Source organism: Desulfitobacterium chlororespirans DSM 11544 (assembly GCF_900143285.1).
Classification (GTDB): Bacteria; Bacillota; Desulfitobacteriia; order Desulfitobacteriales; family Desulfitobacteriaceae; genus Desulfitobacterium; species Desulfitobacterium chlororespirans.
Window position 1 is genome coordinate 441,841 of record NZ_FRDN01000004.1, and the last position, 15,185, is coordinate 457,025.

Below are 15,185 nucleotides of genomic sequence, written 5' to 3' on the forward strand. Positions count from 1 at the left end.
TTAAACCACTCTCTCCTTTATTAGGCACCGGCCTGAATCGCCACCAATCTGGCGTAAATACCGTCTTTGGCCATGAGCTCTTGATGGGAACCCATTTCCGCTACCTGCCCATGATCAAGAACCACAATCCGGTCTGCCGACATAATGGTTGACAATCTGTGGGCAATGATCAGGGTTGTCCGGTTGTTCTGCAAATTTTTGATAGCCCTTTGCAGCCGTTGCTCATGGGTGGTATCCAGGTTGGAGACCGCCTCATCCATAAGCAGGATGGGGGAATTTTTCAAAAAGGCGCGGGCGATGGCGATGCGCTGGCGCTGACCGCCGGAAAGCTGTGCCCCCCGCTCCCCGACAACGGTATCATATCCCTCGGGCATCTCCATAATGAAATCGTGAGCAAGGGCGGCTTTTGCCGCCTTTTCAACCTCTCTATCCTCAGCCCCAGGCAACCCCAGGCGGATATTGTCGCGAATATTGGTATTGAACAGATAAACATCCTGGGGCACCAGGGAAATGATCTCCCGCAAGGTTTTTTGGGGCATGTCCCGTAAATCCACGCCGTCTACGGCGATGGCTCCCTCTGTTACCTCCCAGAACCGCAGCAGCAGACTGATACAGGTGGATTTCCCCGCCCCCGAGTGTCCCACCAGGGCCACCGTTTCCCCGGGCTTTACTTCAAAGCTGATATCCTCCAGCACGAAAGGCAGACTTTCCTGATAGCGGAAGCTGACCTTCTGATAGGCAATATAAGGCAGCAACACCCGGGCAGGGGGCTTATCCGTCCGGTCCACTGCAGCCGGCGCAGCCTCCAGGATAGAAAACACACGGTCTGCAGAAGCGGAAATCAAACCAAAATTCGTGATCATCCCCATAAGCTCTAAAAGGGGGTTGAAGGCATAGACAGTTAGAATAACCGCCACAGGATAAAGGGATTGGTGAATCACTCCGGTTGAGACCATTTGGGAGGAGACAATAAGTACGGAAAGCATGCCCAGAGCTGTGAAGGCCTTGATCAGAGCCTGTTCAATACCCAACCGTTTGCCGTCCCGGACCTGTGCTTCGTTAAGGCGTTTCGTTCTGCCGACCAGGCGGTTGAGGTAGGAGCTTTGCTGCCCGAAAGAAATAATTTCCCGCAAACCCTGTACCCCGTCAATGGTTTCCGCATTGACTTCGGCCAGGCTTTCCTTCACTTCCTTCCCCTGGGCAGCGGCTTTTTTCCCGAACCACAGGTGGGTCACTGCCGTCAGCAGCATCCACGGTATCAATACCAAGGGCAGCAGCCAATGAAGGGAAAGCATATAAATCAGAATAGCAGCGGGGACCAGTATGGCAATAAAGAAGGTGCCCAGGGTATGGGCGTAGAACCACTCCAGCTGCTCCACATCATCCATGACAGTTGATATAACGGCGCCGGACTTTTTGTCAATCATATAGGCGGGGCAAAGCTGTTCCAGCTTCCGGTAGATCATCAGGCGAAAATCGTGGAGCATGCGGAAAGCAGCCGCATGAGCAATGTACATCTCCAAATATTCAAACAATGCCCGCAGCAGAACAACGACACCCAGCACCACCAGATAAACAACAAGAGCTTGGGCTGCTGCCCCCGCCGCTGCTGTACCGACGATATAGGCTACCAGGGCCGCGCTCAGCACAGGAAGGGTTTTATTGAAAATACCGGTGAGCACGGAAAACCCAATCAGCCAAGCGTGGTTTTTTATATAGAAGGTAAGCTTCATTACCCGCCCCAATTTTTTTAAAAATGCACTATTATCCTTCGTCTCCATGTCTCTCTCCTTTTTCTAAAGCTGAGCTGTCAGCAGCTGCGCATACTGGCCCTTACCCTTGGCCATGAGCTCGTCATGGGTACCCGTCTGCACGATTTTATGATCTTCCAGCACGATAATACGGTCAGCTTCACGAATAGTTGAAAAACGATGGGCTATGATCAGCACGGTACGGTTTTCCATCAGATGCTGCAACCCCTGCTGAATGGCGGCTTCATTCTCCGCATCCAGGCTGGAAGTGGCCTCATCCAGAACCAGGATAGGCGCATCTTTTAAAAATGCCCGGGCCACCGCGATACGCTGCCGCTCGCCCCCTGAAAAGCGCACTCCCCGCTCTCCTACTTGTGTAGCGTAACCCTCCGGTAAAGAAACAATAAAATCATGGATATTGGCCAGCTTGGCCGCTTTTTCAATTTCCTCATGGCCGGCGCCGGGTTTGGCAATCCGCAAGTTCTCTGCGATGGTTCCGTGAAAAAGATAGGTATCCTGCCACACCACCGAAATCAGCTCGTGAAAAGACCTGCTGGGCACGGTCTTAAGATCCCGCCCGGAGATGCGGACACTCCCCTCCTGAGGGTCAAAAAAACGCAGCAGCAAATTGACCAGGGTGGATTTGCCTGCCCCGGATTTCCCCACGACCGCTACCTTTTCCCCCTGGCTGATGGTAAAGGTTGCCTTTGCCAACGCCGGCCGGGTTCCCTGGTTGTAGCCGAAAGTGACCTTATCAAAAACCACATCCCCGTGGAAACCCGCCTTCGCCAGGGGCGGGGCATCTTCCGGCTCGGCAATCTGGGGCCGAGTGTCTAAAAAAACAAAGATTTTATCCGCAGCGGTCAAACCCCGGAATCCCACATGCCAGTATTTCACAAGGTCGGTCATCGGTCGGAAGCATTCCACCGACAAAAACAGAATTAAAAACATGCCGGTGAGACTAAGCTGGCCCAGGGCAAAAAGGTAGGCGGCCACACCCACGGAAAAAGCCGAACCGAGGGCCGCACCCAATCCAATCAGGCAGGAGTCCAGCAACGAGACGGCCAGATTGTGCATGATGGATTTATACCACTCCCGTGAGTCGTTTTCCAGTTCCTTTCCCTTGGCCTCCGAAGCGTTGAAAGCTTTGAGGGTCATCATACCCTGCAGGGCATCGAGAAACTGGGCATTGAAATGATTGCGCTTTTCCCAGCTGGTCATGCCCGTAGAGCGCATGACTTTAATCCACAGAGAAGGCACCACCATCACGATAATCATACCCAGGAGCATAATAGCGCCCACCATGGTGTGCAAATAAAACACATAGGCCAGTATCCCCAGGGAGCTGATCAGAGTTACGAAGCAATGGGGTATATAGTAGGAAATATAAGGTCCTATGGCTTCCACCCCATCCACAAACACCGACTGAATACTGCCGGAACGGTTGTTTTGCAAAAAACCCGGCCCCAGGGTCAAAAGCTTCTCAAACATCGTATAGCGAAGCTTTTCCTTGGCCTGGCCCGCCAGTTTTTTGCTTTGCACCTCATTGAACCAGTTAAATACGGAGCGCAGGAGGATCATTCCTAAGATAACAGCAAAATTTACTATAAATTGCTCCCAGGCTTCCCCGGCAAAAACACGGCTTAAAACCATAGCTGTAAGCACGCCTTGAATGATGTACGTCCCGGTCACCAATACACCGATGACTACTTTGAGCACAACGCTTCCCCGCATGCCCCTGGTTATAGCAAACAATCTTTTACTGATTAACATATTTCATCTCCTTGTGCGTTTTTCCATGTGGACTTCCCCGAATCCACCGCACTTTATCTTCTCTTATTCAAACTTTTCCGGATAAAAAGCTGTGGCAAGCTTCTTTACACAATCTGCGCTGCGTATCCCCGCCAGGGTTTCACTTATATCAACAACAATAATTTTGTCATTGACTACGGCAGGCAATTCCGAAAAAAGCGGGTTTTGCTTGATGCTGGCTATTTTGTCCTCTGCGCTGACCTCTCCATAGTTGATAATGACAATTATCTCAGGCTTGCTGTCGATTATTTTTTCTTTATTGGCAAACAACCAGGCTTTAGAAGCATCGGAAAAGATGTTGTTCCCCCCGGCAAGTGATATAAAGTCCGAGAGTGCTGCGCTGCCTGCTGTAAAAATCATTCCGGCGTCTTCAGAATCATAGACAAAAATTGGCACCGGCTTTTCGATTTCCCCCAGGTTTTCACTCACACTGTTAACCTTTGCTGCCATCTCACCCACTAATTCTTCAGCACGTTTTTCAACATCAAAGATACGACCTAATGTCAGGATTTCAGTATACACGTCATCCATCTTAGTATTTGGCATACTATAGACACTGCTTAAATAAATCGGGATTCCTGTCTTCTCGACATTGGACAGTGCGGTAATTTTCCCTGAATCGCCCAAAGTAAGGATATTAGCGTAAATAAAATCCGGATTTGTAGCGACAATTTCTTCGAAGGTGGGGTAACCGGTAAATACACCTCCCGCAGCAGTAACTTCTTCCCCGACAACATTCAGGGAATTCCAGATATCCTGATACTCCGGAGCCACTTGTTGGCTCATATCCGGCGCCACCCCGACTATTTTATCCTCCAGGCCAAGGGCCAAGAGTATCTCAGCATTGGTAGTCGATACCACAAAAACCGATTGAGGTATCTTTTCAATAGATACTTGCCTGTTAAAATTCGGAACAATAAAGGGCTTAAAGTTTGCGTCAGCGGCGGATTCATCAGCTTGTTGATCCACTGAATTCTGGCTGCAGGCGGTAAGTGTAAAAACCAGCAGCACACTCATCAATAAGAGAACCATAGACCTTGCGACCTTTTTCATTAATAAACCTCCCTATAATAAATAAATTTTAAACCATAAGTTAGCGCAAGCTAACCCTGATTTAAAATTATACAAAAAAATCGCCCAAGCACAACAGAATCACCTCTGATTTTATAATAGTTTACAATTAGGTTACCCTTGTCTTTTTAATTAGCGTAACTTAATATTACAAACATAAAGCCATCGTCTTCTTGTCAAGGAGGTGCTCAAACATGTGTGCAGCTATTCTGATTGTTGATGACAGTGAGGATATCCGGGAGGGTGTTGGGATCTTGCTGGAGAGTGAAGGCTATCAAGTCCTCACTGCCGACAGCGGTGAAACAGCCCTCGGCTTACTGCAGGATCGGCAGACTATTGATTTAATCATTTTGGACATTATGATGCCCGGCCAATCCGGCTTTGAGACCTGCCGGGAAATCAGGGAAATCACTATTGCGCCCATTTTATTTTTATCCGCCAAGGCCGGGATCGAGGATAAGGAAACCGGCCTTATTATCGGGGGAGATGATTATTTGCCCAAACCCTTTTCCCCCGTTGAGCTGGTGGCCAGAATCAAGGCTCTGCTGCGCAGATACGCTGTTTACCAAGGAAAAGACCATAATGTAAGCTCAGATGTGATCAAGATCAGGGAATTGCATATTTACCCCTCAGCTGAGGAAGTGATCCTTGCCGGTAAACGTATTCCTTTACGCCATATGGAATACCGCCTGTTGGTGCATCTGGCTTTGCACAGGGGCAGAATATTTTCCGCCGAGGAATTGTACGAGACCCTCTGGATGCAGCCCTTTTTGCCCCTTTCCAATCATACGGTGGTAACTCATATCAAAAACCTGCGGCAAAAGATTGAACATGATCCCAAAGACCCTAAGTATATACTCACAGTCTGGGGAAAGGGGTATCGGATTGTTTAAAAAAATACTGGCCAGAAGGCTGGTCTTATCCGTCATTCTGGCGTTTATCTGCGCCGGTCTTGTTTTTATCCTATCGCAACAATTATTTTCCTACGGGATAGAAGTTAAATATGCAGACGGGGCTTATTTGAAGCAGAGAATGGCGGAAGAGGCAGCTGATTTTCAGCACTATATCACGGAAAATGATGTTGCCATTCATGATTTCTCTAAAATCTCCCATTGGGTGGATACCACGAAGATTACAAGCATTTCGCTGTATGAAGATAACCGCCTCATTTATCATTCTGCCCTTCCTTATCAGGCGGAGACCCCGGACAGCGGCATCCGGCATGAGCCCCTGCCGTGGAAGGAATTGTACCCGGTTCATTTCCGGGATGGAGACGGGTTACTGAACCTGTCTCTTGATTTCAAACATTACGATTATGATCTTGCCCTGCTCTTGAGTCTATTAATATTCTTTACCGTCTTTTTGGGCATCGTATTGTTTTTCGTTCATCGCAAAACATTCTACCTGCTGGAATTGGAACAGCAGGTTCTGCTCATGCAGGGAGGAAAACTGGACATAGCCATACCTTTAAGAGGAAGTGATGAAATCACTTCTTTAGCCGAAAACCTCGATGGAATACGCCAGGTGCTAATCAAACAAAAGCAAACTCAAGAAGCTCTTCAAAAATTCGCAGCTACCATGTCTCATGATATTCGCACACCACTAGCCGCCTTAATTGTCTATCTGGACATTATTTTGAATAAGCGTGTCTCGGATGACCAGCGTTTGCAGCAGTATTTGGTCAAAAGTGTTGAAAAGGCCAATCAACTGAAAAGCCTCACCGATCACCTCTTTGCTTATTTTGTGGGATCTGAACGGCAGTCCATAGAGGTTGAAGAAAACCTGAACCGTACAGATTTTGAAAAACTGGTCTTTGATGGGATATTTCTGCTGGAATCCAGCGGATTTACTGTTAAAACAACTCTGACTCATCAGCAGTATTCTTTAAGACTATCCAGGCAATCCATGGAACGTATACTCGATAACGTATTTGCCAATATCTTAAAATACGCAACGACCGATAAGCCTGTTATCATCAAAATCACCTTGGCTGAAGAAATGCTGACTCTATGTTTTGCCAACGGAACCAAACCAGAAGCCAAAAATTCGGAGAACGCCGGCATGGGTATCAAAAATACCCGCACTGTTGCAGAGCAATATCATGGCAGCCTGACCGAAACCCAGTCCGAGCATGACTATTCCATTGAAATTGCCCTACCTGTAGAAGTGCCTAAAGCTATTTTTGCCTTGCAGGCAACGAATATCGAAACTCTGATCGCCCTTGGTTTACAGGATAAAATTGTCGGTGTGTCAACAGGACATGCTGCTGATTTTTTACCTGAATATCAAGAAATTTACAATTCCTTAAACTGCCTGGAGGGAAATACTTTCCGGTGTCACAACTATCCTCCCTTTGAAGTCGTAGTGAGTACAAAACCGGACTTTATCTACGGCACATCTTTTTCTCTGGACATCACCCGAATCATTTCCCTGTTGAAAAATGTTGACAAGGCCAGCATCACTACTTATATCAACAAGCCCACGAACATGTTCAATGCCCGGATGGATGATGTCTATGAAGAAATTCTGACCTTAGGCCGCATCTTTAACGTGGAGGAGCGGGCCGGGGAAGTGGTGCAAAGCATGTCGGCAAAAATCAAGGAAGTGCAGGGTAAATTAGGCAGCATCGAAGAGCCTGTTCCAGTGTTTGTCTTCGATTCTGAGGAGGACGGAATGTTCTTTACTGCAGGCAGTGCTCTTCTTTCCAATATGATTGAGCTGGCCGGCGGCAAAAACATCTTTGCCGCCGCCAACCGAAACTGGTTATTTGTTAGTCATGAAGAAATTACCCAGGGCAGACCTGAGGCGGTTGTAGTTATCGATTATGGGAAAACCGGCCCGGAGGATAAAATCACCTCTTTTAAAAACAACCCGCTTTTTTCGGAACTGCCTGCGGTAGTCAAGGATAAATTTATCATTGTAAGTCTCAACGATGTTTTACCCGGCACCCGCAACGCTGACTGCGTAGAGAAGCTGTCCAGAGGCTTTCATCTCCAAGCCCCTTCACCACATCCTATCAATTAGGGCTGATGGAGAACATGAGTCAGCCCATTTGGAATAGTATTGTTATGATTAAAACAATATAAAAGCGCGCCATATTTCCCATAAAAAATAAGCCGATTAGGACAAATTACATCCCAACCGGCTTACTCCCCACACCACTATTGCTTAATCAGGCATTTTTCCACAGGCATAATAAAGCAAATGCCATTGGCGGGGGATTTCAACCCCGCCTTTTCCCCGATGGCTGCCATGACCTTTTCCACCACATCCCCGCTTACGATACTTAAGATGATTTCTTTTTCAGTATCGACGGTAATCCCCATAATCGATTTATGCACCGGGCCGGAACCGCGGGCGTTGATGACGGTCCCTCCCCCTGCCCCGGCCTGGCGGGCGATTTCCACCACCTCGTCGGCGAAGCCGGCATTGACGATGATATAGAGAGCTTTTAGGTTGTTATTATTATCGTTTTCCATTTTAACAGTCTCCTGTAGTTTATTTATAATCTCCTGCAATTTAAATTGCTAAAAGTGTCCAAGGCACTAACATCGCTTAGCAAGCGACAGCTCTTCCACAGGTGTCGTAAAGGCAATTCCTGTGTTCGGCCGATCAAAGTTGAATTTCTTGATCAGCATTTCCAGCACGGCATCGGTTTTTTCTCCAGGCAGCAGACAGGTTATGACCACCTTGTTTTCTTCCGGCACCATCCCCAGTATGCTTTTAAGGTACCCCGCGTTGACCGTACCCCGGCCATAGACAATGTTGACCAGCCGCCCTCCCGTCTCCGTGAGGGCCTCTAAGAGCGCCTCTTTTTGCTTTCTTCCGGCGATCAGCGTCAGAAAAACCAAGCCGTTTAAACAATTATTCATGACGATCCTTTACCTCCATGGCTAAGCCCTCTTCCTTCGTATTTTTCTGAACATCCTTGGTTTCAGCAGTTCCGGCCTGGGCGGCAAGCGCTGCCAATTCCTCAAGCTCCTCTGCCTCAGCCTCAGTGATGAGTTTCTGTTCTTTTTTAAGCCGTATATCATAGATTATGCCTAAAGCCTGCACGGCGATTAAGGGCGTAACCGAGATAAAGGCAATAATCCCGAACCCGTTGATCAAAACCGACTGGGCACCTGGTCCTGCTGAAGCGGCTACAGCCTGGGCCGTTCCGAGGGTAAGGGGAGTTAAAAAGGCTGATGTCAAGGCACCTCCTGTAACTCCTCCCGAGTCGAAGGCCAGACCCACGAAAAGCCGGGAGGAAAATCTGAGCATAATCAGCGCTATAGCATAGAGAGGAATCAAAAACCAAAGAATATTGATTTGAGTCAGGATCTTCACCATGCAGATCAAGGCGGCAAAGCCTATACCGATGGCCAAGGTCATGCGTATCGACATTTTCGTAATATGACCGTTGGTTATTTCTTCAAGCTGTTCCCCCAGTACGGTGACGGCCGGTTCCGACAAGGTGATGGCGGCGCCCAGCACAAACCCGACCACCAGCAGCAGCCATTTAAACCAACCAGGGCGGGCAGCATCCAGAAAGACTTCACCAATATATTTGCCGGCGAAGGCAAAGCCGAAATCGATTCCCGACAAAAAGATGAGCAGACCGACGTAGACGACAAGGGTTCCCAGCAGAATCTTGACAAACTCCCTCTGCGACAGCTTAATCAGAAAAAGCTGAAAGGGTAAAAATACAATCACAATCGGGAACAGGGCCAGGGCAACGCCTCCCATATTGTCCAGAATGATTTCACCGAGATGCTCCACCGCACCCGGATTATACAGCCCGGCGGGAGGGATTACTCCCCCATAGGCCGCTTTGAGCACGAGACCATAAATAAACACCGCCAGGATCGGACCCACTGAGGCCAAGCCAATGATGCCGAAGGTGTCTTCATTGGTTTTGGATTTGGACATAGTAGCGGAAATCCCCAAACCTAAGGCCAGGATAAAGGGCACTGACACATCACCCGTAGTTGCTCCGCTGCCATCGAAGGCCAAAGCGATGAACTGTTCAGGAACAAAAATGACCACCATAAAGATCACAATATAAAACACAGCGAAAACGATTTTGATACTCAAGTCTTTCAAAATTCTGAACAGGGAGAACCCGACAAACAGGCCTATTCCCGTGCTCAGAACCCATACGAAGAGCATTTCGTTGACGCCTGCCATAATCATATGAGTCTGCTTTGCCAATACCCACAGGGCCGGTTCAGCGACGGTGGCCAGAAGTCCGAACAAAAAACCGACTATAATAATGAAAAGGGCTTTTTTCAGCCGGATCAGTGAACTGCCCACCAGTTTTCCTATAGGCAGAATACTGATATCAAGTCCGTTCAAAAACAAAGCCTGACCGACAACCACACCCAGATAGCCCACGGCCAGCTTTACGTAATCGTAAGCATTTTCCATGGGCGCTACAAAACCGCACACAATGATAATCACTGCGGCCAGGGGCAGGGACGATATGAAAACTTCTTTAAGCGTGTTAAAGTATTTCATGTTGATTATTATAGCACAGGCACAAGTATCTTGTCTTTTTCTGCCAACACTTTATCACCGGAAGAATTCTTGTTCAGCCACCAGAGTAGCCAAACATTATAGACAGAACCTCCCTTACAGTGTAAAATTACACTATAAGGGAGGTCTTTCTTATGACTGAACATCCGTTTTCCGCCGTTCCTACCTACATAGAGAAGAAGTTTAAGAACCTGGTGCTGTCATGACCAGTATCCTGTTTGATGTTTTTTACCGCTCCTATGATAACTTTATGAAAACTTTCCGGCTGGACGATCATGAGGCTGTCCTCAGCCAGATCAGGGCTCTGACCGCTAAAGGCCGGCCCGGGCAGCCTGAACCCCTTAAGATCGCCGATATCGGCGGGGGTACGGGGGTATTGGCTCATAGCCTACTGGAGCTGGGCCATGACGTTACCATCATCGACCCGGCCCAGAGGATGACGGCCATCGCTAAAGAACGGAACCTCCGGGTTACAGTTATTAATGAAACCTTGGCAAAGGTAAGCCCGGAGCCCCTCTACGATGTAATCATTTTAAGAGATTGTTTTCACCACATTGCGGATCAAGAACCGGCACTGAGCAAACTATCCCAAATCCTTCAGGATGATGGGCTGCTGATCATTCAGGATTTCTCTCCTGGTAGTTTAAGAGCTCAACTGCTCTTTACACTGGAACGGTGTCTGCTGGAAAAAATCTATCCCATCCCATCTGCCACCCTGGCCGCCATGATGGTCCAGGCCGGTTTTAACAGCACCATTGTCCGGCTGAACAGCCGCGATTATCTGGTGACAGGCACTAAAGAAAAACCTGCAGAGGTGGAACTATGAGCAAGCTTCGTTTGTATCCTAAAGTGGCCCGTTTGTTTCTGGGCGGGCACATCGTAGCCGGCGAGGATATCGGCAGCTCCTACAGTCTGGTCAGCCCCGGCTACGAGCAATGGTTTTTAAGCACCATGCACCGCTATAATGATGAAATGATTGGGGAATTAAGCAAACACCTGGACCCTTCCCAATCCTTACAGATCCTGGACCTGGCCGCAGGAACCGGCTACAATGCCCAAGCCATGCAGGGGTTGTTTCCTGCCTCCCGGCTGACCCTGGTCGATATTTCCTCCGGCATGCTGAGGGAGGCCCGCCAAAACCTTGGTGAAGATGCTTCCCTGATCACCTCCGATATGCTGCACTATTTGGCGGACTGCGCCGATGGTACCTTTGATGTTGTGATCTGCGCCTGGGCCATCAAATACCGGAACCCCCTGCAAGTCATCCGGCACTGCCACAGGGTTCTGAAACCGGGGGGTTATCTGGCCGTTATCGTCAATACCAAAGACACCCTGCCCCAAGTGGCCCACATCTACCCCCGGCTGTTAGCCCGGCATGTTCATAAAATCACCAAGTTGATGCTGCCTCTGCCCAATCCCCGCAATTTAGCAGCCTTCGACGGCTGGTTCCAGAAATATTCCTTCACTAAAATTAAGAGCCAAGCGGGATTTCAGGATTTTAATTTCCCGACAAGCCGGGAATTAGCTGAATTTATCGTATCCACCGGCGCTCTGGCCGGTTTCGACATTATGCTGGATTTAAGAGATCCCGCCGTTTTCGCCGATCTGGTCCAGCTCTTAACCGACCATCATTTTACCGGAACCACCCACCGCTATGTGTACGGGATTTACCAAAAACCCAGCTGCAGCCAACGCAATCTTCGAAGGAGGAAAGCCAATGAATAAACGGATGATCGCCCGGATGTGCCTGGACAAGGGGACTCTGGCCAATTTTCTGGAAATCCACCGCCGGTTCTCCCCCTCCCCCAACTACCGGCTGAAGAACATGGTCCAATGCGGCCTCAATGCCATTAAACACGACCGGTTGATCCGGCATGAGCAGAGCTATCTCCTGAACTCCTTTATTCCCCCCCTTAATTCTCCTGCCTTTTTGAATATAGCCCTGCAGGTACCGGGAGAAGGGGCAGATTTTTTCGATAATCATGTCCAGGGGAAGCGCCTGGCTCCCATTTCCGCTTATATCGCCGTCACCGGGAAATGCCGGTACAACTGCTGGCATTGCAGTGCGGCCTCTGCCGGACAAAATGAACTGAGCACCCCCTCCCTGATCAGGATTATTCAAAAACTGCAGGATCTAGGGGTGGGAATCATCGGTTTTACCGGGGGCGAGCCCCTGCTCAGGGATGATCTGGAAGAGATTATTGCTGCTGTGGACCGGCAGAAAAGCATGGTCCTGGTGTTTTCCACCGGCTTTAACCTGACTCTAGAGCGGGCGGCAGCTTTAAAGTCGGCGGGATTATTCGGCATCGCCCTCAGCCTGGATTCCGTGCGGAAAGAAAAGCATGATGAGCTGAGAGGATATCCGGGAGCCTACGACCATGCTTTGAACGGAATCAGGAATGCCCGGGAAGCAGGGCTGTATACCATGAGCCAGACGGTGGGCACCCGGGAGCTTATGGCAGAAGGAGAACTATTTGCACTGGCGGAAATGCTCAAGGGGGAAGGAATCCACGAAATGCGGATCGTGGAACCTCTTCCCTGCGGCAAATTGTCCGGCCCCCATGCTGCCCTGCTTTATGCGGAGGAACAAGACCGGCTCAAACAGCTGCATATCACTTTAAACGGTGATCTGCGCTACCCGAAGGCTTCCGTCTTTCCCTATTTTGAGTCTGCCGAACAGTTCGGCTGCGGTGCCGGCACCCAGCACAGCTATGTGGATACCGCCGGCAACTTCGGTCTCTGTGACTTTTTAGAGGACCTCAGATATGGAAATCTTTTGACCGACGATGTCCGGGAAGTATGGCAGAAGATGCACCAGGCTTCCGGCGGGCCAAAATGCTCCTGCCTGGCTAAAGGCTCCTGCCCTCCTGCCCTCCCTAAATTTTATCGCCTGCTGGGTGGGATTCAGCCATGAAATCAGGCCATGGCACCCTAACCTATGGCGGCTTTACCATCCACTACGCCTTATACGGCAAAGGCAGCCCTCTCCTTTGCCTCCACGGTCTGAATTTAGATGGGAGGATGTTCGCCGGTAAAAACATGAAAGAACTGTTTCCGGACAGGATGATCGTGGCCCTGGACCTGCCCGGTTATGGCCGTTCCAACTTTATCCCTGGGGCAGGCGTTTTGGAAATCGGCAAGCTGATCGATCAGGTAGCCGACAAACTGGGTTTAAACCAGTTTGAATTGTGCGGATTTTGCCTGGGGGGAATTTTTGCCTTGGATTATGCCATCCGCAACCCAGACCGTCTATCCAGACTGTATCTGATCGAAACCATGATCTATCTGCCCTGGTGGATGACCCTCTGCAATACTCCCTTTTTTCGTGTCCTCTATCAAAAATTCAGCCATAACAAATTGTGTCTTGCCCTCCTGGAACTGGCCCCCGCCCTGAAGGGCCTGGCCAAACTACAAAGCCTGAAGCTTACCTCCAGGCTCTGGAACAACCAAGTTAATTCTTTCTACATCGACATGATGAAGGAATACCAAAAAATCGATCACATCCAAAGAAGCAGAGCGGTATCCTGCGAAACCATGCTGATCTTTTCCGATCAGTCTTTCAAGATGATTCGCAAGACCAACTATGGCTTACAGGCAGCAATTAGGCACTCTACCCTGTACCGGCTTCCCAATGGCGGGCATTTTTCTCCGATATCCGGATCATCCTCTCTCCGAACCGTGATGAACGTATGCCGCCGCAGCCGGTAATCACTTAACGCACCCCGACCGGGCAAAATTTCATGCAATTAAAACAGTAATACTGCATTCCCATAGAGCCAGCTTGTTGTAGCCGCCCATATCTTTCCTCCATAAACATATTTTTTTGTTCTTCTGGTGAGCTGCCGCTGAACTCTTGCCAAAAGGCGATGTTCGCCCCTAAGCCATAAGGCTGGGAGTTCCTGATACACTTGCCGACACTTGTTTTGCCGGCTTCGTCAAGTGCCCCGGCCGGGCAGTTCCTGACGCACAGATCGCAGTGCCTGCACAGGTCCTGTTCTATTTTTTCATTCGGCTCGATCTCAAGGTTGGTGATCAGCGCCGTCAGCCCGATCCGTGTTCCGAAGCGCGGATGAATAACGAGGTTGTGCCGGCCAAAGGTTCCCATTCCAGCGGCCACCGCCGCGTGGCGCTGGGAAAAGTCTGCTATTGCCGGTCTGTCCTTATGTAATTCCATAGGATAAGAATATGGCATATCCACGACCTTGGCCCGAAATTCTCTTTTCAGGAAGCGATTGATCTGATAGCTGCAGGACCGCTGAAAAGAGTTCATGTCCAGACGACCGTTCATGGCGATCGTGACACTGGGGCTTTCGCATGTATCCAGCTCCTGGAAAACCAAAGAGATAATCGTCCTGGCCTCCGGCAAGAAACTTGCGATGGGGTAGGATTTTGGGCTGTGGTAATCTTCGACTTTTGCAAACCCCACATCATCGACGCCTAAATCCAAAATAAACTTTTTAATCTTTTCTTTCATGGGTTTACGTCCTCCTCACTATTTAATCGGCCGGGATGAACGGCTCACAACAACGTGCATATACACATATTATTCCTTAAAAGGCGCCCGTCTTTAGTTGCCTTATACTCCTTCACCTCAAGGGGCAAGCGCTTCCAGCTTCGACAGCAATTCAACAAGCTTGGCCAGGTCTTCTTCACCCATATATTCTTTTAACGATGCTTGAGCCACTCCCCATAACTTCCAGCCCCTAGCTACGGCATCTTTTCCTTTATCCGTCAACAAGATTTGCCGGGTACGTGAATCTTTGCCCTGCTTAATCTCAAGGAATTCGGCCTCAATCAATGGTTTCATATTGCGGTTCAGAGTCGTGCGATCAATACGCATCCTTTTGGCCAGTTCGCTGATCGTGGCTGTTTCTGCTATTTCAAGATGCTTGAGCAGGGATAGTTGGGAAGTGGTGATTCCACTGGGCTTTAGTATGTCATCATAAAATTGGGTAACAGCCCGGGAAGCCCTGCGGATATTTATGCAATGACAGGGGCTGGGTCGCTTCGGATTGATCTGTTGTTTCATAATCG

14 protein-coding genes are annotated in these 15,185 nt (G+C 49.2%); 6 read left to right on the top strand and 8 right to left on the bottom strand.

Annotation, left to right across the window (positions count from 1 at the left end; translation table 11 throughout):
- Positions 1–20: 20 nt before the first annotated feature.
- The 3 genes from BUA14_RS04905 to BUA14_RS04915 form a co-directional block, all read right to left on the bottom strand.
- The gene (locus BUA14_RS04905; protein WP_072771542.1) at positions 21–1,781 is read right to left on the bottom strand and encodes an ABC transporter ATP-binding protein; all 1,761 of its coding nucleotides are present in this window, start codon (positions 1,779–1,781) and stop codon (positions 21–23) included.
- Between the two features lie 15 nt (positions 1,782–1,796).
- The gene (locus BUA14_RS04910; protein ID WP_072771543.1) at positions 1,797–3,524 is read right to left on the bottom strand and encodes an ABC transporter ATP-binding protein/permease; all 1,728 of its coding nucleotides are present in this window, start codon (positions 3,522–3,524) and stop codon (positions 1,797–1,799) included.
- 63 nt (positions 3,525–3,587) lie between these two features.
- Entirely contained in the window at positions 3,588–4,616 is a 1,029-nt protein-coding gene (locus BUA14_RS04915; protein ID WP_072771544.1) for an ABC transporter substrate-binding protein, read from the bottom strand.
- A 212-nt stretch (positions 4,617–4,828) separates the two neighbouring features.
- On the opposite strand from BUA14_RS04915, the gene BUA14_RS04920 reads away from it, so the two are divergent.
- Together BUA14_RS04920 and BUA14_RS04925 are read left to right on the top strand one after the other, a co-directional pair.
- Complete coding sequence (locus tag BUA14_RS04920; RefSeq protein WP_072771545.1) at positions 4,829–5,527, top strand: response regulator transcription factor; 699 nt, start codon at positions 4,829–4,831, stop codon at positions 5,525–5,527.
- On the top strand, positions 5,520–7,658 hold the full coding sequence (locus BUA14_RS04925) for an ABC transporter substrate-binding protein (protein ID WP_072771546.1): 2,139 nt from the start codon (positions 5,520–5,522) through the stop codon (positions 7,656–7,658). Before BUA14_RS04920 ends, BUA14_RS04925 begins: the two co-directional genes overlap by 8 nt.
- 137 nt (positions 7,659–7,795) lie before the next feature.
- Here BUA14_RS04925 and BUA14_RS04930 read toward each other — a convergent pair whose 3' ends face one another.
- The 3 genes from BUA14_RS04930 to BUA14_RS04940 all read right to left on the bottom strand — a co-directional run bounded on the left by BUA14_RS04930 (position 7,796) and on the right by BUA14_RS04940 (position 10,133).
- Positions 7,796–8,113, bottom strand: a complete 318-nt coding sequence (locus tag BUA14_RS04930; RefSeq protein WP_072771547.1) for a P-II family nitrogen regulator — start codon at positions 8,111–8,113, stop codon at positions 7,796–7,798.
- 66 nt (positions 8,114–8,179) lie between these two features.
- Positions 8,180–8,506 carry a hypothetical protein gene (locus tag BUA14_RS04935; RefSeq protein WP_072771548.1) on the bottom strand — a complete coding sequence of 109 codons (327 nt, stop codon included), beginning with the start codon at positions 8,504–8,506 and terminating at the stop codon, positions 8,180–8,182.
- Entirely contained in the window at positions 8,499–10,133 is a 1,635-nt protein-coding gene (locus BUA14_RS04940) for a DUF1538 domain-containing protein (RefSeq protein ID WP_072771549.1), read from the bottom strand. The genes BUA14_RS04935 and BUA14_RS04940 overlap by 8 nt, the downstream gene beginning before the upstream one ends.
- 220 nt (positions 10,134–10,353) lie before the next feature.
- On the opposite strand from BUA14_RS04940, the gene BUA14_RS04945 reads away from it, so the two are divergent.
- From BUA14_RS04945 to BUA14_RS04960, 4 genes are read left to right on the top strand one after another with little or no spacing between them, the layout of a single operon-like run.
- Positions 10,354–10,977, top strand: coding sequence for a class I SAM-dependent methyltransferase (locus tag BUA14_RS04945; RefSeq protein ID WP_072771550.1), 624 nt, complete (start codon positions 10,354–10,356; stop codon positions 10,975–10,977).
- Positions 10,974–11,876, top strand: a complete 903-nt coding sequence (locus BUA14_RS04950; protein WP_072771551.1) for a class I SAM-dependent methyltransferase — start codon at positions 10,974–10,976, stop codon at positions 11,874–11,876. The genes BUA14_RS04945 and BUA14_RS04950 overlap by 4 nt, the downstream gene beginning before the upstream one ends.
- Positions 11,869–13,065: a radical SAM/SPASM domain-containing protein gene (locus tag BUA14_RS04955; protein WP_072771552.1), complete on the top strand. Its 1,197-nt coding sequence runs from the start codon at positions 11,869–11,871 to the stop codon at positions 13,063–13,065. Before BUA14_RS04950 ends, BUA14_RS04955 begins: the two co-directional genes overlap by 8 nt.
- On the top strand, positions 13,062–13,859 hold the full coding sequence (locus tag BUA14_RS04960) for an alpha/beta fold hydrolase (RefSeq protein WP_072771553.1): 798 nt from the start codon (positions 13,062–13,064) through the stop codon (positions 13,857–13,859). Before BUA14_RS04955 ends, BUA14_RS04960 begins: the two co-directional genes overlap by 4 nt.
- Before the next feature lie 4 nt (positions 13,860–13,863).
- On the opposite strand, the gene BUA14_RS04965 is transcribed toward BUA14_RS04960, so the two are convergent.
- Both BUA14_RS04965 and BUA14_RS04970 read right to left on the bottom strand, forming a co-directional pair.
- A complete protein-coding gene (locus BUA14_RS04965) occupies positions 13,864–14,625 on the bottom strand; it encodes a 4Fe-4S binding protein (RefSeq protein WP_072771554.1) in 762 nt (253 codons plus the stop codon).
- Between the two features lie 117 nt (positions 14,626–14,742).
- The gene (locus BUA14_RS04970) at positions 14,743–15,180 is read right to left on the bottom strand and encodes a MarR family winged helix-turn-helix transcriptional regulator (protein WP_072771555.1); all 438 of its coding nucleotides are present in this window, start codon (positions 15,178–15,180) and stop codon (positions 14,743–14,745) included.
- Positions 15,181–15,185: the final 5 nt, after the last annotated feature.